The organism is Streptomyces melanogenes (genome assembly GCF_014649795.1).
GTDB classification, from domain to species: domain Bacteria; phylum Actinomycetota; class Actinomycetes; order Streptomycetales; family Streptomycetaceae; genus Streptomyces; species Streptomyces noboritoensis.
In genome coordinates, this window is the sequence record NZ_BMTS01000004.1 from 299761 (window position 1) to 320445 (window position 20685).

Here is a 20685-nt window from a genome sequence, read left to right on the forward strand (position 1 = left end):
AGTGGGATCGGGCGAACGCTCCTCCTCGGAGAGAAAGGACGACGACCTGTGTCACGCCTGCGAAGAGCCCTCGCGGCAACGGCCGCGGCCATCCCCCTGCTGGCCGGCGTCGTGCTGGCTCCGGAACCGGCGTCGGCGGCCGCGCCCGACGCCACGTACACGATCTCGATCGGGTCGGTGAACTCCTACAAGTACCCGACCGACACCCCGGCCGCCTCCTACGTCGACAAGGACGGCACCTTCTACTTCCAGCAGTCCGCCGCGCTCTACGGCGCGAGCGAGCCCCGGTACTGGGACTTCTACACCGGTACGGACTTCGACGACGCCACCCGGTCGAGTGCGATCAGCAACGCCGTGAACCCGGCCAACTCCAGCGACAGGAACAACGACACCACCTGGCGCTGCAACAACAGCCCCACCGGCGTGACGGCGACGTCCGCCGGGTCGGGCTCGGGCTACTCCCAGAAGAACTTCTGCGACCTGGTCGGGGTGTGGGTCGACCCGGACACGGGGGACTGGTACGGCCTGGTGCACAACGAGTTCACCCCGCAGCCCTTCGGTGACGGCCTGCACTACGACGCCATCGACTACGCGGTCTCCAAGAACCAGGGCAAGGTGTGGACCATCCTCGGCCACGCCATCACCTCGCCGTACAGCACCACCCGCAACGACTCGACGGCCTTCCCCCAGCAGACGTACCACTACGGAGACGGCGACCAGCGGCTGTTCGTCGACCCGGCGTCGGGCTACTTCTACGTCTACTACGGTTCGCGGGTCGTCCCCAAGGGCGGCACCGGCGGCAGCACCGGCGGGCTGGCGCACGTCGCCCGCGCGCCGATCTCCTCGAAGATGGCGAGCGGCTCCTGGTCGAAGTGGTACGACGGCGCCTGGTCGCAGCCCGGTGTGGGCGGCCGGGAGAGCAACATGGTGCCGGTGACCTCGGCGAACCCGACCGGCTACACGCCGGTGTCCGACGACTACGACCCCGCCAACGGCGGAACCGTCGACCAGCAGGTCGCGGCGGGCCAACTCCCGGCCAAGTCGGACCTGTTCATCATGAACATCGCCTACGACGCCCACCTCGGCCTCTACATCGGCGAGCCGGAGGTCGTCTCGGGGAAGGCGCCCCAGCGCTTCTACGTGACCGACGACCTGGCGACGCAGAAGTGGCGGCTGATCGGGGACTCGGGCAGCTACACCTCCGGCTCCTGGTACCGCTGGATGGTGGACTCCGCGAACCGCACGAACTCGACGATCGTCGGCAGGACGTTCCGGTCCTACTGCTCCATCGCCTGCGCCCGATCCGACGGCGAGTACGCCGAGGTCACGGTGGGCTCGTCCGCGCCCGCCACTCCGCCCGTCGACCCCACGAAGACGTACCGCGTCGGCAGCGGATCCGGCCGTGTGCTCGCCCAGACCTCCGGCGGCTCGACGGTCACCTCGCTGGGCTCCGCCACCGGTTCGAACCTGGAGGCGTGGGCCTTCACGGGCAACGGCGACGGCTCGTACCGGATCGCCAACGCGGCCACCGGGAACCTGCTGGGCGTCGACTCCGACGCGAAGACCGGCCGCGCCTGGGCGGCCAAACCGTCCGCCACCGTGCCCGGATCCGGCGGTCCCACGGTCGGGCAGCAGTGGTTCGTCGTCCCGGAGGTGTCGTCCGGCGGTGCACGCAGTGGTGCGTACCGACTGGTCAACCGCTACAGCGGGCTGGTGCTCGGCATGTCGTCGGAGGCCGCCCGCCTCGCCGAGACCACACCGGTCCGCACCTGGACCAATACGACGGGCGGAGTCGGCGGCTCGCGCACCGCCGCCGAGCAGACGCTGACCCTGACCGCGACAGGCTCGGCCCCGGCGAACCTGAACGGCCCGCACACCGTATCCGTGTCCGGCAAGGGGCTCGACGACCCCGACTGGTCCAAGGCGACCGGGGTGCAGCTGGTGACCTGGTCGCTCAACGGCGGGTCCAACCAGATCTGGAACTTCACCCAGCAGTCCGACGGCTCGTACACGCTGGTCAACGCCTACTCGAACCTGTGCGCCGACGACGACGGCGGGCTCACCGCACCGGGCACGGCGGTGATCCAGTGGACGTGCACCGGCAGTGCGAACCAGCGCTGGAACGTCACCCGACTCGCCTCGGGCGCCTACGCCATCGCCAACGCGCACAGCGGACTGCTGCTGACGACGTCGTCGGGCTCCGACGGCGGCCGGGTCACCCAGCAGGCCGACACCCACAGCGCGCTCCAGCAGTGGACGATCACCTGACCGTTCCGCCACCGGTCGTGAAGACCCCCGCGCGTGCGGCGGCGGCCGCGGCCTCGGCGGCGCGGTCCGCCGCCGCCTCGTCGAGCACGGTGGCGGTGGTCAGCAGGCGGTAGTACAGGGGGGCCGAGACCGCGCGGATCACTTCGCGGGTGTCGGTCCCCTTCGTCAACTCTCCTCGTTCAACGGCCTGTTGGACGCACGGCGCCCATTCGTCGACGCGCGTCTCGTAGAAGCGGTGCAGGGCGGCGGCGGTCTGCTCGTCGCAGGTCGCCGCGGCGATCACCGCTTTGAAGAGGGGGCCCTGGCGGGCGTCGGCCAGGGTGCGCTGGACGAGCCGGGCGTTGGCGCGCAGATCGCCCAGGAGCGTCCCCGTCTCCGTGCGCGGCAGCGACTGCTCGGCCATGTCCGCGAGCAGGTCGGCCACGAGGCCCGCCGGAGTGCCCCAGCGCCGGTAGACCGTGGTCTTGCCGACCTCGGCGCGGCGCGCCACATCGGCCAGGTCCAGCTCGGCGAGACCGCCCTCCGCGAGCGCGTCACCGGCGGCGGCGAGCACCGCGGTCCGTACGCGAGCGGTGCGGCCGCCGGGCCGGACGGTCCCCGGGTCTGCGTCTCCGGAAGCCATAACGGGTCTCCTGTTCCATTAACGGGTGAGGCTCTGCTACGTTGTGGGCACATCCTAACGGAACCGCAGAACCGTTAGTGGTCGTCGCTCGGCGACCGCACCGGCTGCACACGGAGAGGAACCTGTCATGGAATACAGGCGGCTGGGCGCGTCGGGGCTGATGGTGCCCGCACTGAGCTTCGGGGCCGGGACGTTCGGCGGGCGCGGGGAGCTCTTCAGCGCCTGGGGCGACACCGACGCGGAGCAGGCGCGCCGACTGGTGGACATCTGCCTGGAGGCCGGGGTCACCATGTTCGACACCGCCGACGTGTACTCCGCCGGTGCCTCGGAGGAAGTGCTCGGCGCGGCGATCAAGGGGCGGCGCGACGAGGTGATCATCTCCACCAAGGCCGGACTGCCGATGGGCGACGGACCCGGCGACGCGGGCACCTCCCGCTCGCGCCTGATCCGCGGCGTCGAGGACGCGCTGCGCCGCCTCGGCACCGACTACATCGACATCTTCCAGCTGCACGCCTTCGACGCGGGCACCCCGATCGAGGAGGTCATGTCCACGCTCGACGACCTGGTACGGGCCGGAAAGATCCGCTACACCGGCGTCTCCAACTTCTCCGGCTGGCAGCTGATGAAGTCGCAGGCCACGGCGGACCGGTACGGCTACCAGCGCTATGCGGCACACCAGGTGTACTACTCGCTGGTGGGCCGTGACTACGAGTGGGAGCTGATGCCGCTCGGCGCCGACCAGGGCGTCGGCGCGGTGGTGTGGAGCCCGCTCGGCTGGGGCCGGCTCACCGGCAGGATCCGCCGCGGGCAGCCGCTGCCGGAGCAGAGCCGGCTGCACACCACCGCCGACTACGGCCCGCCCGTCGAGGACGAGCTGCTCTACCGGGTGGTCGACACGCTCGACGAGCTGGCGGAGGAGACCGGCAGGACGATCCCGCAGATCGCCCTCAACTGGCTGCTGCGCCGCCCCACCGTCTCCTCGGTCATCATCGGCGCCCGCAACGAGGAGCAGCTGCGGCAGAACCTCGGCGCGCTCGGCTGGGCCCTGACGGCCGAGCAGGTCGCCCGCCTCGACGCCGCGAGCGGCCGGACCGCGCCCTACCCGTACTTCCCGTACGAGCGACAGGAGGGGTTCGCCCGGCTCAACCCGCCGATGACGGGCGGGGCGGGTGCCGGGCAGGCGTAGGGCCGGATCAGGCGGTGTACTCCGGGATGTTCGCCTCGGCCCAGGCGGCGAGGACGCGGGCGCAGTCGGCCACCGACTCGCGCCACGTCCTGGCCGCGCCCTCGCCCGCCTCGTCGCTGACGTGCTTGACGATACGGAGGGGGACACCGGCCCGCTGCGCCACGGAGGCGAGCGCGTAGCCCTCCATGTCGACGAGGTGGGCGCGCAGCGCCAGGCGGGCGCGGGCTTCCTCGTCGGCTATGAACGAGTCGCCGGTCGCCAGCGTCGGCCCGCCCCGGTCGGACACGTCGAGCGGTGGGCCGTACACCTCGCCGGTCAGCGCGGCCAGCACGTCGCTGTCCAGGTCGTGCTGGAGCACCGAGCCGATGACATGGGTGCCGGTCCACCCCGGGCGCAGCGCCCCGGCCGTGCCCAGGTTGACGACCCGGGAGGGGTGCGGCCCGCGCCCCAGGACGGTGGCCAGCGTGCCCGCCGCGTTCACCTTGCCCATGCCGGTGAGCAGGACGGGCAGATCCGTGTCGAGGAACTGCGCCTCTTCCTTGACGGCCAGCACGAGCAGCGGGCGGTCGGCGGCGATGTGTCCTGAGAGCTCCATGGGGACCAGGGTATTTCCGTGGGATCGGTGCTCCGGCGGCGGGTCAGGTGTGTGGGTGGGTGTGCTCCTGACCTGCGCCCCGTTTGATGCCCGTGTTTCAAGGAAGGCGCACCGGAGGGACGGCGTATGCCTCCCGCCGGTTTCCCGGAGACCGGGACTCAGTACACAGGAATGGAGAACACCGTGGCTGCCGTGAAGAGCACGTTGCCGGATGCCGACCTGAAGGTCGTGGGGACCGCGCTGCAGGGTGCCCTGGTGGATTTGGTGGATCTGTCGCTGGTGGCCAAGCAGGTGCACTGGAACGTCGTCGGCCCGCGCTTCCGCTCGGTCCACCTCCAGCTCGACGAGGTGGTGACCACCGCGCGGCTGCACTCCGACGTGGTGGCCGAACGCGCCTCCGCGCTCGGTGTCACCCCGGACGGCCGGGCCGCGACCGTGGCGGCCGCCTCCGCGATCGGCACGGTCCCGGAGGGCTGGATCAGGGACACCGAGGCCGTGCAGGTGCTCGTCGTCGCCCTGGGCAGGGTGACCGAGCGCATGCGCGAGCGGATCGCCGCGACCGGGGAGCCGGATCCGGTCACCCAGGACCTGCTCATCACCCTGACCGGGGAGCTGGAGAAGCACGCCTGGATGTTCCAGGCGGAGGACGCCTGACCCGTCACCCCCGCCCGGGCGCGCTACACGTGGTGGTCGTGCTCCGGCGCGTCCGGCCCTTGCGGTGGTCGGGTGTCGGGCGTCTGCCAGGAGTCCGCGCGCGGCTGGGGTCCCTGCGGGGGCTTCGGCCGCCGCGCGGCCCGGCGGCTGCCGAACCAGAAGGCCCCGATCAGGACGGCCACGACGAGGATGCCGACGATCAGGAACAGCCACGAGGACGAGGTGCTGGCGGCGAGGGGCTGGGAGAGCGTGAGGGTGTTCATGCACGGCGGGTGACCGGTGGGCGCGAAAGAAAACATCCGCCCCTGGGGCCGTGTGAGGCGCCCGCACAGGGGTACCGGCGCAAGCGCGTCGGCGGCACCGGCCTGGGCGGGCAGTGCACCGACGCGGCCCCGTAGAAGGCACTCGTGGAAAGGTCATCCCGTGTCGATGAAAGTCTCCGACCATGTTCTGGAACGGCTGCGCCAGTGGGAGGTCGAGCACGTCTTCGCGTACGCGGGCGACGGCATCAACGGCCTGCTCGCCGCCTGGGGCCGGGCCGACGACAAACCCCGGTTCATCCAGGCGCGGCACGAGGAGATGGCCGCGTTCGAGGCGGTGGGGTACGCGAAGTTCTCCGGGCGGGTGGGGGTGTGCGCGGCCACCTCGGGCCCCGGCGCGATCCATCTGCTCAACGGCCTCTACGACGCCAAGCTCGACCACGTGCCGGTTGTGGCGATCGTGGGTCAGACCAATCGCAGTGCCATGGGCGGCTCGTACCAGCAGGAGGTCGATCTGCTGAGCCTGTTCAAGGACGTGGCCTCCGAGTACTGCGAGATGGTGACCGTCCCCGAGCAACTGCCCAACGTCATCGACCGGGCCATGCGCACCGCCGCCGCCCGGCGGACCGTCACCGCCGTGATCATCCCGGCCGATGTGCAGGAGCTCGACTACGAACCGCCCGGCCACGCCTTCAAGATGGTGCCCTCCAGCCTCGGCGCCGCGCACTACGCGCCCGTTCCCGCCGACGACGAGATCGCCAGGGCCGCCGAAGTCCTGAACGCGGGGGAGAAGGTGGCCGTGCTCATCGGGCAGGGCGCGCGGGGCGCCCGGGCCGAGGTCGAGCGGCTCGCGGACGTGCTGGGCGCGGGCGTCGCCAAGGCGCTGCTCGGCAAGGACGCGCTCCCCGACGACCTGCCGTACGTCACCGGCGCCATCGGCCTGCTGGGCACCCGGCCCTCGTACGAGCTCATGCGGGACTGCGACACGCTGCTCGTGGTGGGGTCGAGCTTCCCGTACACCCAGTTCCTGCCCGAACTCGACCAGGCGCGGGCGGTGCAGATCGACATCGACCCGTTCATGGTGGGACTGCGCTACCCCTTCGAGGTCAACCTCGTCGGCGACGCCCGCGAGACGCTGACCCGGCTGCTGCCCTTGCTCAAGCGCAAGAAGCACGACAAGTGGCGCAAGAAGATCGAGAAGGACACCGCCCGCTGGTGGCAGGTGATGGAGCGGCGCGCGGCGATCGACGCGGATCCGATCAACCCCGAGTACGTGGTGCACGCGCTCGACGCGCTGCTGCCCGACGACGTCATCCTCGCCGCGGACTCCGGCTCGGCCGCCAACTGGTACGCCCGCCATCTGCGGATGCGCGGCACGATGCGCGGCTCGCTCTCCGGCACGCTGGCCACGATGGGGCCGGGCGTCCCGTACGTGATCGGTGCCAAGTTCGCCCACCCGGACCGCCCGGCCGTCGCGATCGTCGGCGACGGGGCGATGCAGATGAACGGGCTCGCGGAGCTGATCACCGTGGCCAAGTACTGGCGCGAGTGGGAGAACCCCCGCCTGGTCGTCGCGGTGCTCAACAACCAGGACCTCAACCAGGTCACTTGGGAGATGCGCGCCATGTCCGGCGCCCCGCAGTTCCTGCCGTCGCAGGAGCTCCCCGATGTGCCGTACGCGGACTTCGCGCGCTCCATCGGGCTCGACGGCGTACGGGTCGAGAAGCCCGGTGACGTCGAGGGCGCCTGGCGGCGGGCGCTGGACGCGGACCGGCCGTTCGTCGTCGAGTTCCGCACCGACCCGGCGGTCCCGCCGATCCCGCCGCACGCCTCGCTCGACCAGATCGAGGCCGCCGCAGCGTCGATCGTCAAGGGCGACAGCGACCGCGTCGGCATGATCCGGCAGGGACTGAAGGCGAAGGTGCAGGAGATGCTGCCGGGCAGCCGACACCGGGAGGACCGGCCGGGCGCGAGTGGCGACGCCTGACGCGGGACCCGCGAAGAGGCGGTGGCCCGGGAACGCGGGCAGAGTGGCATGGGTGGGTTTCACCGCCCGGGCGCGGGCAACCCGCAGGGTGCCCGCGCGGGACCCGACCGTACCGACCGACGCAGGAGGAGTGCCCCGATGAAGCCCACCGCCGCATCCCAGGCGCCGCCGGAACACCGCGTCCAAGTGGTGCTCAGCGCCTGTTCGGCCGACGACGCCGAGTCGGTCCTGGGCGTGCTGCGCCGGTACTTCTCGGTCGACGCGGGCGCCGACGACGCGGGCCACCGGCCCACGAGCCCCGATCCGGCGCGTCCGACCGTGTGGACGGCGGCCTTCGACACCTCGCGGGTGCCGGAGGAGGTGGGCCGGGCCGCGCTGGGCGGTGCGGTGACCGTCGACGTACAGGGCGGCCCCGTCGCGGTGGCCCGGCTCCGGGACGTCCTGCACCGGACCTTCGAGGTGGAGGACGCGGGGGCGGCCTCGGGCGACCAAGAAGTGGATCTGCAACTGCGACTTCGGGGGCGGTAGGAGCGCGCCCACTCAGCCGCGTCGCTCCAGCTCCGCCACCGGGCTGTCGTCGAGCGCGGCCAACAGCGCCGCCGGGTTGTCGTAGACGGCCACCGCGCCCGCCTCCTCCAGATCGGCGCGCGGGATGCCGCCCGCCAGGACGCCCACGGGCCGCACTCCGGCTCTGGCCGCCGCCTTCATGTCCCAGACCGTGTCGCCGACGAACACCGACGTTGCGGCGTCGCCGTCGACCAGTGCCAGCGCCTGGTGGACGGGGTCGGGGGCCGGTTTCCCGGAGTCGACGTCGTCCGCGCCGGCGCCGGTGATCACAACGGTCTGCGGCATGATCTCGTCCGTCCCTCCGGGCATCCCGTGGTGGGATACCCCTCGAAAGCCTCCCCATTCCCATGAACGGCCACTGAACGACCACGTGAATGAGCGCGGGCGGGCGCCGGCAAATGGTCCACCAATAAAACGTCTTCGGGAATGTGTGTGGCCGTCCGATGGGGGCACACGGAGAGTTGGAGGTTGATTGCCATGGTCCCCTTGCTCCTCGTTCTCCTGCTGGTCCTGATCCTTTTCGGCGCCGGCTTCGCACTCAAGATCCTGTGGTGGATCGCGATCGCGGTACTGGTCCTGTGGCTCATCGGATTCGTCGCCCGGCCGAGGGGTGGATCCGGCCGCTGGTATCGCTGGTAGCGGTGTTCCGCGCGGGAGGTTCCGCAAAGGCCGAAAAAGCGAGGTGTGGGCCGGAGGAACTCGGGCACCCGGCCCGTCGGGAGAGAGCGTCACCGAATGCTTTGAGCGGCGACGCTCTTCCGGTGCACCAATACCGAGTTCTGGCGCACGAATGACGAAAGGAATCACGTTTCATGACTGAGAACATCTGGGGCTACCCGGAAACCAGCGGCCACCTCGCCGGCGCGGATCTGCGCGGCTGGAGCGTCGAGGCCACCGACGGGAGCATCGGCAAGGTCGACAAGCACTCGGACGAGGTCGGCTCCGCGTACATCGTGGTCGACACCGGCGTCTGGATCTTCGGCAAGCACGTGCTGCTGCCCGCCGGTACCGTGACGCGGCTCGACGCGGCCGAGAAGAAGGTGTACGTGGACCGTACGAAGGCCCAGATCAAGTCCGCCCCCGAGTTCGACCGGGAGAAGCACCTCGGTGACCCCGGTTACCACGACCAGGTCGGTGGCTACTACAGCGGTCGCCCGCCGGTCGTCTGACGGTCGTCTGACGTTGCCATCAGGACCGCGTGTATCAGGACCCATTGAGCACACAAGAGCAAGATTCCCTCAGTCAGCGGGGCCGCCCGGAACAGCAGATCCGGGCGGCCCCGCTGCGTTCGCCGCTCACGCCGCCTCACCCGGCGCCGCGCACATCGCCTCCTCGCGCAGCCGCGTGCAGCACTGCCGCAGCAGTCGGCACACGTGCATCTGGGAGATGCCGAGCTCCCGGCCGATGTTCTTCTGTGTCATCCCCTGGAAGTAGCGCAGATAGAGGATCTTCCGCTCCCGGGCGGGAAGTTCGCGCAGACCGGGCTTGACGGACTCGCGGTCGATCAGCGTGTCGAGCGCCGGGTCCTCGCAGCCGATGGTGTCGGCCAGTGTGTACGAGCTCGGCGTGCCGCCGGTCTGTTCGGCGTCCAGGGACATGGCGCGGAAGCCGTCGAGGGCTTCCAGGCCGTCCCGTACGTCCGTCTCGCTCAGGCCGGTGTGTTCGGCCAGCTCCCGGACGGTCGGTTCGCCGGTTCCGGCGGACTGCAGCTCGTGGCGGGCCGTGCGGACGCGGTTGCGGAGCTCCTGGACGCGGCGCGGCACGTGGAGGGTCCACATGTGGTCGCGGAAGTGGCGCTTGATCTCGCCGGTGATGGTGGGAACGGCGTAGGCGACGAACGGTGTGCCCAGGGCGGGATCGAAGCCGTCGACGGCTTTGAGCAGGCCCAGGGCGGCGACCTGGCGCAGATCCTCCACGGATTCGCCGCGGTCGCGGAAACGTCCGGCGAGCCGTTCCGCGAGGGGAAGCCAGGAATTCACCAACTGCTCGCGCAGTGCCGCCCGTTCGGGCCCGTCGGGCAGTGCGGTGAGTCGCACGAACGCTTCGTCGGTATCCGGTGTGTCGTCGTACGTGCGGCGATTGGCGCAGTGAGTGGACATGACGTGCGCTCCTCGGACGGAAAAGGGATCTCCGTCGGAAAAGGAGGGGGTGCAGGGCCGGGGTGTAGGTCCCCGCCGCCCATTCCGTGGCAGCGTATTTCCACTGGAACGGGCCGTATGCATGCGGCGGAGCGGAATTCCGGGAAACTTCGTGGTGTGTGCGAGGGGTGACTTTGGGTGCGAGGCCGGGCGAATGCCGGGGCGTTTGTCCGCGCCCGCCGCCGTCACCGGGGCGACGCCGCTGCCCGAAGCTGGTTAGATCGAGCCGGGCGCGACCCCGGCGTAGATCGCGAAAGCGGTCGGCACGGCAGAGGGAGACACCATGGGCACGGCCAGGAGGACGGGCGCGCGGTCGCAGGCGCCGCGGGGCGGCGGGAGCCACGACGTGCTCCGGGTGCACGGGGCGCGCGTGAACAACCTCAAGGACGTCAGCGTCGAGATCCCCAAACGTCGGCTGACGGTGTTCACCGGGGTCTCCGGCTCCGGCAAGAGCTCGCTGGTGTTCGACACGATCGCCGCGGAGTCGCAGCGGCTGATCAACGAGACGTACAGTGCCTTCGTCCAGGGTTTCATGCCCACCCTGGCGCGGCCCGAGGTCGACGTCCTCGAAGGGCTGACGACCGCGATCGTCGTCGACCAGCAGCGGATGGGCGGCGACCCCCGCTCCACCGTCGGCACCGCCACCGACGCCAACGCGATGCTGCGCATCCTCTTCAGCAGGCTCGGGCAACCGCACATCGGCTCGCCCAACGCGTTCGCCTTCAACGTCCCCTCGGTCCGGGCGAGCGGCGCGATCACGGTCGACCGGGGTGCCGGGCGGACCAAGGCCGTGAAGGCGACCTTCAACCGCACCGGCGGCATGTGCACGCGCTGCGAAGGCCGGGGCGCGGTCACCGACATCGACCTCGCCCAGCTCTACGACGACTCCAAGTCGATCGCCGAGGGCGCGATCACGGTCCCTGGCTATACGGGCGGTGGCTGGAACTCCCGGCTCTACGCCGAGTCGGGCTTCTTCCCGCCGGAGAAGCCGATCCGCAAGTACACCAAGAAGGAGCTGCACGACTTCCTCTACCGCGAGCCGACCCGGATGAAGATCGCGGGCATCAACATGACGTACGAGGGGCTGGTCCCGCGGATCCAGAAGTCGATGCTCTCCAAGGACCGGGAGGCGATGCAGCCGCACATCCGGGAGTTCGTGGACCGGGCGGTCACCTTCACCGACTGCCCCGAGTGCGGCGGCACCCGGCTCAGCGAGGCGGCCCGGTCGTCGAAGATCGAGGGGATCAGCATCGCCGACGCCTGCGCGATGCAGACCAGCGACCTGGCCGCCTGGGTCCGGGGCCTCGACGAGCCGTCCGTGGCGCCGCTCCTCGCGACCCTGGAGCGCACCCTCGACTCGTTCGTGGAGATCGGCCTCGGCTACCTCGCCCTCGACCGGCCGTCGGGCACGCTGTCGGGCGGCGAGGCCCAGCGGGTCAAGATGATCCGCCACCTCGGCTCCTCGCTCACCGACGTCACGTACGTCTTCGACGAGCCCACCACGGGTCTGCACCCCCATGACATCCAGCGGATGAACGACCTGCTGCTGCGGCTGCGCGACAAGGGCAACACGGTGCTCGTGGTGGAGCACAAGCCGCAGACGATCGCGATCGCCGACCACGTCGTCGACCTCGGCCCCGGCGCGGGTACGGCGGGCGGCACCGTCTGCTTCGAGGGCACCGTCGAGGGGCTGAGGGCGGGCGGCACCGTCACCGGCCGCCACCTCGACGACCGGGCCGCCCTCAAGGAGAAGGTGCGCACGCCCGGCGGGGTGCTGGAGATCCGCGGCGCGACCGCGCACAACCTGCGCGACGTCGACGTCGACCTGCCGCTGGGCGTGCTCTGCGTCGTCACCGGCGTGGCGGGCTCCGGCAAGAGCTCCCTGGTCCACGGCTCGCTCCCGCCGGGCGCGGACGTGGTGTCGGTCGACCAGGGGGCCATCAAGGGATCGCGGCGCAGCAACCCCGCCACGTACACCGGGCTGCTCGATCCGATCCGCAAGGCGTTCGCCAAGGCCAACGGCGTGAAGCCGGCGCTGTTCAGCGCCAACTCCGAGGGCGCCTGCCCCGGTTGCAACGGCGCCGGAGTGATCTACACCGATCTGGCGATGATGGCCGGAGTGGCGACCAGCTGCGTCGAGTGCGAGGGGAAGCGGTTCGAGGCGTCGGTCCTCGACCACCACCTCGGCGGCCGCGACATCAGCGAGGTGCTGGCGATGTCGGTGGGCGAGGCGGAGGAGTTCTTCGCCGACGGCGAGGCGCGTACGCCGGCCGCGCACCGGATCCTCACCCGGCTCTCCGACGTCGGGCTCGGCTACCTCACCCTCGGCCAGCCGCTCACCACGCTGTCCGGCGGCGAGCGGCAGCGGCTCGAACTGGCCACCCATATGGCCGACAAGGGCGGCGTGTACGTCCTGGACGAGCCGACCACCGGCCTCCACCTCGCCGACGTCGAGCAGTTGCTCGGCCTCCTCGACCGGCTCGTCGACTCCGGCAAGTCGGTCATCGTCGTCGAGCACCACCCGGCGGTGATGGCGCACGCCGACTGGATCGTCGACCTCGGCCCCGGGGCGGGCCACGACGGCGGCCGGATCGTCTTCGAGGGCACCCCCGCCGACCTGGTCGCCGCCCGCTCCACCCTCACGGGCGAGCATCTGGCGCGGTACGTCGGCGAGTGACCCCCAGCGCTCGTGGGCCCCATACGCAGCGGCGCTAGGTCCTGACGCTCTCGCTCGTGATCAGGTCGATAACCGCCGGAATCCCGCCTTCCGTGAAGGCCCGGTGCTGCCGGTCGGCGCCGGTTCCCCGGCGCAGGAGCCGCTGCATCATGGAGTGGACCTCAAGCCCGTCGCCCGACGCCTCCAGAGCGGGGCCGATGTGCCGCGCGAGCTGGCACAGCACGTCGCCGCAGCTGCGCCGCTGTCCGGCGGGGTCGAGGAGGACGCCGTTGAGGCCTTCCCGGGCGGCGCGCCAGGTCGCGGCCTGGAGCAGTTCGAGCGGGCACTCCGGTACGGGCTCGCCGTCCTTGTGCTCGCGGATCGCGGTGGCGACCAGGGCGCGGATGATCCCGGCGAGCATCACCGCCTCGTCGACCCGCACCTGCACGTCGAGACAGCGCACCTCGATAGTGGGGTAGCGCTCGGAGAGGCGCGCGTGCCAGTAGAGCTGCCCGCTGTCGCTGACCGCCCCGGCGGTGATGAGCGCCTCCGCGCGGCTCTCGTAGTCGTCGAGGTCGGCGAAGCGCGGCGGGGGGCCGCTGACCGGCCAGCGGCTGAAGACGAGGGTGCGCCAGCTGGCGAACCCGGTGTCGCGGCCGTGCCACAGCGGTGAGTTGGCCGACATGGCGAGCAGGGTGGGCAGCCAGACGCGGATCCGGTTGAGGACGGCGACGCCGACCTCCCGGTCCGGCACTCCCACGTGCACGTGCATGCCGTTGATCAGCTGCTCGTCGACCAGCTGCCCCGCGTTCGTCTGCATCGCCAGATAGCGCGGCCGCGGAGTGACGGGGACGGGCCCCGCGCCGTTGACGGGAGCGGCCCCCACGGCGGCGACCCTGCAGCCCACGCGCTCCGCCGCGGTCCCCACCGTGTGCCGCAGACGCACCAGATGGCCGCCCAGCTCCGCCAGAGCCAGGCAGACCGGGGTCGCCACCTCCACCTGAGCCTGGAGCAGCTCGGCCTGCACCTCCGGCTCCTCGACCGTGTCCGGTCCGGTCAGTGCCCGTACCTCTTCCGAACGGGGCAGGGGCCGGCCGGTCACGGGGTCCACCAGCAAATACTCTTCTTCGACCCCAAAGGTGAGCATGAGAGGTGGTTACCCGCGCCCGAACCGGTCGAACCCGTGTGCGTTTGCGCCAGTCGGCCGGTACGCCCCCGGCGCAGGGGCGCACGACCGGCGCGCGGAGCAGTGGGAGGTGCCGCCGAGATGCCGGAGGGTGGCGGCTGTACGAGGGTGTGGAGAAGCCGTCGACCCGTCAGACCGAGGAGCCGTGAGGATGGAAGCAAGCGATCGCCCGCGTGAGCACAGCCCCGGGCCCGACTCCGGACCGGCCGACCGCGGTGGCGTGCTCCCGCCCACGCACTCGCGCATGACCCTGAAGGTGAACGACACCGTCCACGTCATCGAGCTCGACCACCGCACCACCCTCCTCGACCTGCTGCGCGAGCACCTCGCCCTCACCGGGTCGAAGAAGGGCTGCGACCAGGGCCAGTGCGGGGCGTGCACCGTGCTCGTCGACGGCAGACGGGTCAACAGCTGTCTGCTGCTCGCGGTGGCGCAGGAGGGGTGCGAGGTCGTCACCGTGGAGGGGCTCGCCGAGGCGGCGGGCGCGGACGGCGATCTGCACCCCCTGCAGCAGGCGTTCCTGGACCGGGACGCGCTCCAGTGCGGCTACTGCACCCCGGGCCAGCTCTGCTCGGCCGTGGGCATGCTGGAGGAGGCGAGAGCGGGCCAGCCGTCGGTCGTCACCGACACCGACCGGCCGACCGACGCCCCGGTGCGGCTGACCGTCGAGGAGATCCGGGAGCGGCTGAGCGGCAACCTGTGCCGCTGCGGGGCGTATCCGCACATCGTGGAGGCCGTGCAGGAAGTGGTCGTACGCGATGTCGCCGCGCGGGAGGTGATCGTGTGAAGCCGCTGCTGTACGTGAGGGCCGAGAGCGTCGGAGAGGCCGCCGCCGCCCACGCGGGCCGCCCGGAAGCGCGGTATCTGGGCGGCGGGACCAACCTCGTCGATCTGATGAAGCTCGGCGTGGAGCGGCCCGAGGTGCTCATCGACATCTCGCGGCTGCCCCTTGACCAGGTGGAGGAGCTGCCCGACGGCGCGCTGCGGATCGGCGCGACCGTGCGCAACAGCGACCTCGCCGGGCATCCGCTGGTCCGCGAGCGGTATCCGGTGCTGTCGCAGGCGCTGCTCAGCGGGGCCTCCGGCCAGCTGCGCAATGTGGCCACCACCGCGGGGAACCTCCTCCAGCGCACCCGCTGCGCCTACTTCCAGGACGTGGGCAAGCCGTGCAACAAGCGGGTGCCGGGCAGCGGCTGCGGCGCCCTGACCGGCGTCAACCGCGACCACGCGGTGCTCGGCCACTCGGAGCACTGCGTCGCCACCCACCCCTCCGACCTGGCCGTGGCGCTGGCGGCGCTCGACGCGGTGGTCGAGCTGGCGGGACCGGGCGGCGGCCGGACGGTCGAGCTGACCGAGTTCCACCGGCTGCCGCAGGACAGCCCCGACCAGGACACCGTGATCCGCCCCGGCGAACTCATCACCGGGGTGCTGCTGCCGCCCCTGCCCGGCGGCACCGTCTCGCGCTACCGCAAGGCGCGGGACCGGGCGTCGTTCGCCTTCGCGCTGGCCTCCGTCGCCGCCACCGTCCAGGTGCGGGGCGGTGTGGTCCGGCACATCGGGGTCGCGTTCGGCGGGCTGGCCCACCGCCCGTGGCGTGCCCGGCGGACGGAGGCCGCGCTGCTGGGCAGTGCGCCCACCCCCGAGGCGGTCGCCCGGGCCGTGGACGCCGAGCTCGCCGCCGCCGTCCCGCTGCGGGACAACGCGTACAAGGTGTCCCTCGCCCGCGACCTCGCCTGCGAAGTGCTCGGCTCGCTGACCGCCCGGACCTGACCGGGCCCCCGGAGAGGAGAGCCGCCGTGGGAGCGACCCCGAGCGCCCCGGGTGCGCCGGTCGAGCGCCGGGAGGGGCGCGCGAAGGTGACCGGCGCCGCCAAATACGCGACGGAATACGCGCCGCCGGGCCGGGTGTACGGATGGCCGGTGCCCGCGACCGTCGCGCGCGGCACGGTCGTCTCCCTCGACACCTCGGCCGCGCTCGCGCTTCCCGGAGTGCTGGCCGTCCTCACCTCGGACTCCGCCCCGCGCCTCGCCGACGCGGGCGATCCGACGCTGGCCGTGCTCCAGGACTCCCGGGTGCCGCACCACGGCTGGCCGGTCGCCCTGGCCGTCGCCGAGACCCTGGAGGCGGCCCGGGAGGCCGCCGGGGCCGTACGGGTGCGCTATGCGACCGAGCCGCACGACGTGACCCTGACGGTGGATCACCCGCGGGCCTACCAACCCGATGAGGTCAACGGGGGCCACCCGGGGGAGCGTCGGCAGGGCGATCCGGACGGCGCGTTCGCCGACGCGGCGGTCCGGGTGGACGTGTCGTACGCGGTGCCGCCGCTGCACAACCACCCCATGGAGCCGCACGGGGCGACCGCGCTCTGGCGGGACGACGAGCTCACCGTGTTCGACTCCAGCCAGGGCGGCGACACCGTACGCGCCACCCTGGCGAAGCTCTTCGCGCTGCCCGAGGAGCGGGTGAGCGTCGTCTGCGAGCACGTCGGCGGCGGCTTCGGCTCCAAAGGCACACCCCGCCCCCATGTCGTCCTCGCCGCACTGGCCGCCCGGCACACCGGACGCCCGGTCCAACTCGCCCTGCTCAGGCGTGAGTTGACGGAACTGGTCGGCCACCGCGCCCCGACCCTGCACCGCGTCCGGCTCGGTGCCCGGCCCGACGGCGTCCTCACCTCGCTGATCCACGAGGTCACCACGCACACCTCGCGCATCAGGGAGTTCGTGGAGCAGGCGGCGGTCCCGGCCCGCGTGATGTACGCCAGCGGGAGCAGCCGCACCAGCCACCGGGCGGTGGCTCTGGACGTCCCCACCCCGTCCTGGATGCGCGCACCGGGCGAGGCACCCGGCATGTACGCCCTGGAGTCCGCCGTCGACGAACTCGCCTGCGCCCTCGGGATGGACCCCATCGAGCTGCGGGTGGCCAACGAACCCCCGGCCGAGCCGGACAGCGGGCGCCCCTTCAGCAGCCGGCACCTCGTCGAGTGCCTGCGCGAGGGCGCCGCGCGCTTCGGCTGGGACGGTCGCGACCCCCGGCCGGGCGTACGGCGTTCGGGACCTTGGCTCACCGGCACCGGGGTCGCGGCGGCCACCTATCCCGTCCTGGTCTCGCCCAGCCGCGCCACGGTCACCGCCCACCCCGACGGGCTGTACGTCGTACGGCTCAACGCCACCGACATCGGCACCGGCGCCCGTACCGTACTCGCCCAGATCGCGGCGCAGGCGCTCGGTGTCCGGGTGGACTCGGTCCGTACGGAGATCGGTGTCACCGGCCTGCCCAGGGCGCCGCTCGCGGGCGGGTCCGCCGGCACGGCGTCCTGGGGCTGGGCCGTGCACGAGGCGTGCCGGGACCTGGCCCGCCAACTCGCCGAGCGGTCAGGCCCGTTGCCGCCCGGGGGAATGACCGCGTCCGCCGACACCGCGGGCACCGCGGACGCGGAATCCCCCTACGCGCGGCACGCGTTCGGCGCCCACTTCGCCGAAGCCGCTGTGGACACCGACACCGGAGAAGTACGGGTGCGGCGGTTGCTCGGGGTGTACGCGGCGGGGCGGATCCTCAACGCGCGCACCGCCCGCTCCCAGTTCATCGGCGGCATGGTGATGGGCCTCGGCATGGCGCTCACCGAGGGCGGTGGTGTGGACCCCGCATCCGGCGCCTTCATCGGCAGCGACCTCGCGGGCTACCACGTGCCCGGCCACGCCGACGTGCCCGCGATCGAGGCGCACTGGATCGACGAGGAGGACCCCCACCTCAACCCGATGGGCAGCAAGGGCATCGGGGAGATCGGCATCGTGGGAACGGCCGCCGCGATCGGAAACGCGGTCCACCACGCCACCGGCGTCCGCTTCCGGGAACTGCCGCTCACCCCCGACCGCGTCCACGTCTGACGCTCAGGCGCGGTGGCGGTGGCTGGTGTCGCACCACGGGTAGGTCCGGCTGCGGCGGCAGGTGCACAGCGCCACCACACAGCGGTCGGAGACCGCGCTGGTGCCGTCCTCCAGGACGACTTCCACGGGCCCCTCGACGAGGACGGGCCCCTCGCGCCGGACGCGGATGCGGCGCGGCTTGTCAGACGGGTCGTTCGGCACGGATGACCACCAGCTCTTCCGTCGTCTCGGTTTCCTCGATCAGGCCCTGCGCGTCCAGCCACGCCCGCCGGGCCCGCAGGACGGGCCCGAAGGGGATGAATCCGCGCGCGGCCACCGCCGCCTTGAGCCCCGCGCTCCGCAGCTCCCGCAGACTCGCCTCCGGCCCGCTGAGCGCGGAGTGGACAAGGAGCAGCACCCCGCCGGGACGCAGCAGGCGGGGTGCCTCGCGGCAGATGCGGCGCACGAACAGCCGCCCGTCGTGCCCGGCGTCCCAGGCCCGCGCGGCGCCGTGCCGGGGAGGGGCGGCGGCGCGCGCGGGCACGTAGGGCGGATTGCTCAGGATGAGGTCGTACGCCTGCCCCGCCACCGGCGCCAGCAGGTTTCCGCGCACCACACGCACCGGCAGACCGGCGAGCCGTGCGTTGAGCCGGGCGGTGAGAACGGCGAGCCAGGAGATGTCCACGGCGGTCACCCGGGCGCCGCGCCGGGCGGCGGCGAGGGCCAGCGCGCCGGTGCCCGTACCCACGTCGAGGACCTGGGCCCCGGGCGACACCGCCTCGTCGCGCAGCGCATCGGCCAGCAGAGCGGTGTCGGCCTGCGGGGTGTAGACGCCCGGTGGGGCCAGGAGAGTCATGTACGCCGAGTGCCCGGCCAAACGGGAAAGATCCTCGTAAATGCGTGTTTATCAGTCGGAATCCGGTTCCGGTCCAACGGACACGGTGGCCGGGCCGTCGAGCGGTGTCCGCAGCGAGCTGCGCCCCGCCCGCCAGTGCCCCAGCAGATCCTCGCCGAACCGGTCCTCCAGGAACACGGTGGCGTCGATGCCGAACACGACATCGGGCGCCAGGTGCGGCTCCTGCTCCAGGAGGCCGCCGATCACCTCGTGCCGCACCACCTGCTCGTGCACCGCGTCGGCCTCCACGTGCTCGGTGTAGAAGAGCTCGGCGGCGGGGCCCGCGCCCGCGCGCTGCATCGCGAGCGCCAGACGCCGGGATGCGGGCGACGAGGTGATCTCCAGGGTGGCGAAGTGCCCGACGAGCGCGCCCCGCAGGCTCCGGTGCAGCCCGCACAGGGACATGAGGTTCACCGTGGCGAGCGTCGGCGCCGATGCGGCGTTCAGATAGCGGCCGTACGCCGTGTCGAGGCCCAGGTCGGCCATGAGGTCGGCGAAGAGCCGGGCGTGGACCCGCTCGGCGCGGCCGCCGCCGAACTCGTCGAACTCCACCGCCGCCATCCCCGCCTTGGCCCGGCCCCACAGCCGGGGCAGCACCCAGGCGTGCGGGTCGGCCTCCTTGAGGTGGTAGAGCGACCGCTGGGCGGCGTACTCGCGCAGCTGCCACAGACGGCCCTCCTCCTGGAGGTGGTGCGAGACCCCGGTGCCGTGAAGGGGCTCGACGAGCAGGTCGTCGACGGCCTCGTCCACACCGTGGCCACGGGCCGCGTCGCGGCGCAGGGCGTCGAGGAAGCGCGCCTCCAGCAGGGCGCGCGCGGCGAGCAGCGCGGGATCCCATTCGACGGCGTCGTCCACCCCGGCGAAGCCCCGGTAGTGCGGCTCGTAGCAGACGTACAGCGCGAGCTGGAGGTCGTCGCCGTAGGGGTCGGCGCCGGCGGCCGCCCGCGCGTCCGGGAGCGGGGTGCCCTCGCCGCGCAGGTGGGCGATCACGGCTGCGGAGACCTCGCCGCGGCCGTCCGGCAGGGCGGGGCCCCGCTGATCGATGGTCATGGTCTGCGGGTACCCCCTGAATGCCGTACGCAACGGGCGCACCCGGTACGCCGTCGGTCACGGGCGTCCCGTCCGTCCCTCCCGGGTGGCCGCCGGATTGCGATCCGTAGGAGCGGGTACCGATGCGTGACCGTTCGCGTGCCGTGGGAGCGGGTGGCCGTGCCGGGGCGCGGAGAGTGGCAGGAGGCTGCGATGGACAGCGACGACAGGACGCGGCGCACCGACGGCGGCCGCGACGAGACCGCCGAGGGGCGGGCGGACCGCAAGTGGGGCGACCTCATCCAGGAGGTCCGGGTGGCCCAGACGGGCGTGCAGATCCTCTTCGGCTTCCTCCTGACCGTCGCCTTCACCCCGCTCTTCCACCAGCTCGGCGACACCGACAAGGCCATCTACGTCGCCACGGTCGTGCTCGGATCGGCGACCACGGGCGCCCTGGTGGCTCCGGTCTCCTTCCACCGGCTCCTCGCCGGCCGCCACATCAAACCGACGGCCGTCGCCTGGGCCTCCCGGCTCACCGTCGTCGGGCTCGTCCTGCTCCTGGCCACGATGACCTGCTCGCTCATCCTCGTACTGCGGGTGGCCTCGCACGGCGGGTACTGGCCGTGGCTGGTCGGCGCCGTGGTGGCCTGGTACCTGGTGTGCTGGTTCGTGCTGCCGCTGTGGGTGCGGCACTGGCACACGGAGGGCGAGGCGGACTGAGCGCGTGACCGGCCTCGCGCCCGGGAACGAAAGGGGCCGCGCGGGTAAAATCCGCAGGG

Annotated in this window: 21 protein-coding genes; 12 read left to right on the forward strand and 9 right to left on the reverse strand. The window is 72.1% G+C overall.

Going from position 1 to position 20685, the window contains the following annotated elements:
* Nucleotides 1–48: 48 nt before the first annotated feature.
* Entirely contained in the window at nt 49–2268 is a 2220-nt protein-coding gene (locus IE252_RS11445) for an RICIN domain-containing protein (RefSeq protein ID WP_308434532.1), read from the forward strand.
* On the opposite strand, the gene IE252_RS11450 is transcribed toward IE252_RS11445, so the two are convergent.
* Complete coding sequence (locus IE252_RS11450) at nt 2261–2890, reverse strand: TetR/AcrR family transcriptional regulator (protein ID WP_190089242.1); 630 nt, start codon at nt 2888–2890, stop codon at nt 2261–2263. The genes IE252_RS11445 and IE252_RS11450 overlap by 8 nt on opposite strands.
* Before the next feature lie 127 nt (nt 2891–3017).
* Here IE252_RS11450 and IE252_RS11455 point away from each other — a divergent pair, with 127 nt between their 5' ends.
* Nucleotides 3018–4076: an aldo/keto reductase gene (locus tag IE252_RS11455; protein WP_190089243.1), complete on the forward strand. Its 1059-nt coding sequence runs from the start codon at nt 3018–3020 to the stop codon at nt 4074–4076.
* Between the two features lie 7 nt (nt 4077–4083).
* Here IE252_RS11455 and IE252_RS11460 read toward each other — a convergent pair whose 3' ends face one another.
* On the reverse strand, nt 4084–4671 hold the full coding sequence (locus tag IE252_RS11460) for a nucleosidase (RefSeq protein ID WP_190089244.1): 588 nt from the start codon (nt 4669–4671) through the stop codon (nt 4084–4086).
* Nucleotides 4672–4854: 183 nt separating this feature from the next.
* Here IE252_RS11460 and IE252_RS11465 point away from each other — a divergent pair, with 183 nt between their 5' ends.
* Nucleotides 4855–5325 carry a Dps family protein gene (locus IE252_RS11465; RefSeq protein ID WP_190089245.1) on the forward strand — a complete coding sequence of 157 codons (471 nt, stop codon included), beginning with the start codon at nt 4855–4857 and terminating at the stop codon, nt 5323–5325.
* 23 nt (nt 5326–5348) lie between these two features.
* Here the strand turns inward: IE252_RS11465 and IE252_RS11470 are convergent, their stop codons facing one another.
* On the reverse strand, nt 5349–5588 hold the full coding sequence (locus tag IE252_RS11470) for a DUF6479 family protein (protein WP_190089246.1): 240 nt from the start codon (nt 5586–5588) through the stop codon (nt 5349–5351).
* A 166-nt stretch (nt 5589–5754) separates the two neighbouring features.
* Here IE252_RS11470 and IE252_RS11475 point away from each other — a divergent pair, with 166 nt between their 5' ends.
* Nucleotides 5755–7572, forward strand: coding sequence for a thiamine pyrophosphate-requiring protein (locus tag IE252_RS11475; RefSeq protein ID WP_190089247.1), 1818 nt, complete (start codon nt 5755–5757; stop codon nt 7570–7572).
* Nucleotides 7573–7710: 138 nt separating this feature from the next.
* Complete coding sequence (locus IE252_RS11480; protein ID WP_190089248.1) at nt 7711–8100, forward strand: hypothetical protein; 390 nt, start codon at nt 7711–7713, stop codon at nt 8098–8100.
* 12 nt (nt 8101–8112) lie between these two features.
* On the opposite strand, the gene IE252_RS11485 is transcribed toward IE252_RS11480, so the two are convergent.
* The gene (locus tag IE252_RS11485) at nt 8113–8448 is read right to left on the reverse strand and encodes an HAD family hydrolase (protein WP_190089249.1); all 336 of its coding nucleotides are present in this window, start codon (nt 8446–8448) and stop codon (nt 8113–8115) included.
* A gap of 168 nt (nt 8449–8616) precedes the next feature.
* Between IE252_RS11485 and IE252_RS11490 the strand changes: the two genes are divergently transcribed.
* Both IE252_RS11490 and IE252_RS11495 read left to right on the forward strand, forming a co-directional pair.
* Nucleotides 8617–8778, forward strand: a complete 162-nt coding sequence (locus IE252_RS11490; protein ID WP_190089250.1) for a hydrophobic protein — start codon at nt 8617–8619, stop codon at nt 8776–8778.
* A 173-nt stretch (nt 8779–8951) separates the two neighbouring features.
* Nucleotides 8952–9308 (forward strand): PRC-barrel domain-containing protein, encoded by a 357-nt coding sequence (locus tag IE252_RS11495; RefSeq protein WP_190089251.1) that lies wholly within the window; start codon nt 8952–8954, stop codon nt 9306–9308.
* A gap of 126 nt (nt 9309–9434) precedes the next feature.
* Here IE252_RS11495 and IE252_RS11500 read toward each other — a convergent pair whose 3' ends face one another.
* A complete protein-coding gene (locus tag IE252_RS11500; RefSeq protein ID WP_190089252.1) occupies nt 9435–10238 on the reverse strand; it encodes an RNA polymerase sigma factor SigF in 804 nt (267 codons plus the stop codon).
* 322 nt (nt 10239–10560) lie between these two features.
* Between IE252_RS11500 and IE252_RS11505 the strand changes: the two genes are divergently transcribed.
* On the forward strand, nt 10561–12954 hold the full coding sequence (locus IE252_RS11505) for an ATP-binding cassette domain-containing protein (RefSeq protein ID WP_190089253.1): 2394 nt from the start codon (nt 10561–10563) through the stop codon (nt 12952–12954).
* A gap of 34 nt (nt 12955–12988) precedes the next feature.
* Here IE252_RS11505 and IE252_RS11510 read toward each other — a convergent pair whose 3' ends face one another.
* Nucleotides 12989–14080: a carboxylate-amine ligase gene (locus IE252_RS11510; protein WP_190089254.1), complete on the reverse strand. Its 1092-nt coding sequence runs from the start codon at nt 14078–14080 to the stop codon at nt 12989–12991.
* Nucleotides 14081–14363: 283 nt separating this feature from the next.
* On the opposite strand from IE252_RS11510, the gene IE252_RS11515 reads away from it, so the two are divergent.
* The 3 genes from IE252_RS11515 to IE252_RS11525 are packed head-to-tail and all read left to right on the forward strand — an operon-like array spanning nt 14364 to nt 18003.
* Nucleotides 14364–14906, forward strand: coding sequence for a 2Fe-2S iron-sulfur cluster-binding protein (locus IE252_RS11515; protein ID WP_229848220.1), 543 nt, complete (start codon nt 14364–14366; stop codon nt 14904–14906).
* Nucleotides 14903–15889, forward strand: coding sequence for an FAD binding domain-containing protein (locus IE252_RS11520; protein WP_190089256.1), 987 nt, complete (start codon nt 14903–14905; stop codon nt 15887–15889). Before IE252_RS11515 ends, IE252_RS11520 begins: the two co-directional genes overlap by 4 nt.
* Nucleotides 15890–15915: 26 nt before the next feature.
* Nucleotides 15916–18003 carry a xanthine dehydrogenase family protein molybdopterin-binding subunit gene (locus IE252_RS11525; protein WP_190089257.1) on the forward strand — a complete coding sequence of 696 codons (2088 nt, stop codon included), beginning with the start codon at nt 15916–15918 and terminating at the stop codon, nt 18001–18003.
* A 3-nt stretch (nt 18004–18006) separates the two neighbouring features.
* Here the strand turns inward: IE252_RS11525 and IE252_RS11530 are convergent, their stop codons facing one another.
* From IE252_RS11530 to IE252_RS11540, 3 genes are read right to left on the reverse strand one after another with little or no spacing between them, the layout of a single operon-like run.
* Nucleotides 18007–18204, reverse strand: coding sequence for a CDGSH iron-sulfur domain-containing protein (locus IE252_RS11530; protein ID WP_190089258.1), 198 nt, complete (start codon nt 18202–18204; stop codon nt 18007–18009).
* Nucleotides 18185–18838 (reverse strand): HemK2/MTQ2 family protein methyltransferase, encoded by a 654-nt coding sequence (locus IE252_RS11535; RefSeq protein WP_190089259.1) that lies wholly within the window; start codon nt 18836–18838, stop codon nt 18185–18187. The genes IE252_RS11530 and IE252_RS11535 overlap by 20 nt, the downstream gene beginning before the upstream one ends.
* Nucleotides 18839–18889: 51 nt before the next feature.
* Complete coding sequence (locus IE252_RS11540; protein ID WP_190089260.1) at nt 18890–19927, reverse strand: iron-containing redox enzyme family protein; 1038 nt, start codon at nt 19925–19927, stop codon at nt 18890–18892.
* Nucleotides 19928–20119: 192 nt separating this feature from the next.
* Here IE252_RS11540 and IE252_RS11545 point away from each other — a divergent pair, with 192 nt between their 5' ends.
* Nucleotides 20120–20626: a DUF6328 family protein gene (locus tag IE252_RS11545; RefSeq protein WP_190089261.1), complete on the forward strand. Its 507-nt coding sequence runs from the start codon at nt 20120–20122 to the stop codon at nt 20624–20626.
* Nucleotides 20627–20685: the final 59 nt, after the last annotated feature.

Coding starts and splice junctions, on each gene's coding strand:
- IE252_RS11495 (WP_190089251.1), top strand. CDS start 8,952: ATGACTGAGAACATCTGGGGCTACCCGGAAACCAGCGGCCACCTCGCC.
- IE252_RS11475 (WP_190089247.1), top strand. CDS start 5,755: ATGAAAGTCTCCGACCATGTTCTGGAACGGCTGCGCCAGTGGGAGGTC.
- IE252_RS11490 (WP_190089250.1), top strand. CDS start 8,617: ATGGTCCCCTTGCTCCTCGTTCTCCTGCTGGTCCTGATCCTTTTCGGC.
- IE252_RS11540 (WP_190089260.1), bottom strand. CDS start 19,927: ATGACCATCGATCAGCGGGGCCCCGCCCTGCCGGACGGCCGCGGCGAG.
- IE252_RS11455 (WP_190089243.1), top strand. CDS start 3,018: ATGGAATACAGGCGGCTGGGCGCGTCGGGGCTGATGGTGCCCGCACTG.
- IE252_RS11545 (WP_190089261.1), top strand. CDS start 20,120: ATGGACAGCGACGACAGGACGCGGCGCACCGACGGCGGCCGCGACGAG.
- IE252_RS11480 (WP_190089248.1), top strand. CDS start 7,711: ATGAAGCCCACCGCCGCATCCCAGGCGCCGCCGGAACACCGCGTCCAA.
- IE252_RS11505 (WP_190089253.1), top strand. CDS start 10,561: ATGGGCACGGCCAGGAGGACGGGCGCGCGGTCGCAGGCGCCGCGGGGC.
- IE252_RS11535 (WP_190089259.1), bottom strand. CDS start 18,838: ATGACTCTCCTGGCCCCACCGGGCGTCTACACCCCGCAGGCCGACACC.
- IE252_RS11450 (WP_190089242.1), bottom strand. CDS start 2,890: ATGGCTTCCGGAGACGCAGACCCGGGGACCGTCCGGCCCGGCGGCCGC.
- IE252_RS11460 (WP_190089244.1), bottom strand. CDS start 4,671: ATGGAGCTCTCAGGACACATCGCCGCCGACCGCCCGCTGCTCGTGCTG.
- IE252_RS11485 (WP_190089249.1), bottom strand. CDS start 8,448: ATGCCCGGAGGGACGGACGAGATCATGCCGCAGACCGTTGTGATCACC.
- IE252_RS11510 (WP_190089254.1), bottom strand. CDS start 14,080: ATGCTCACCTTTGGGGTCGAAGAAGAGTATTTGCTGGTGGACCCCGTG.
- IE252_RS11515 (WP_229848220.1), top strand. CDS start 14,364: ATGACCCTGAAGGTGAACGACACCGTCCACGTCATCGAGCTCGACCAC.
- IE252_RS11470 (WP_190089246.1), bottom strand. CDS start 5,588: ATGAACACCCTCACGCTCTCCCAGCCCCTCGCCGCCAGCACCTCGTCC.
- IE252_RS11500 (WP_190089252.1), bottom strand. CDS start 10,238: ATGTCCACTCACTGCGCCAATCGCCGCACGTACGACGACACACCGGAT.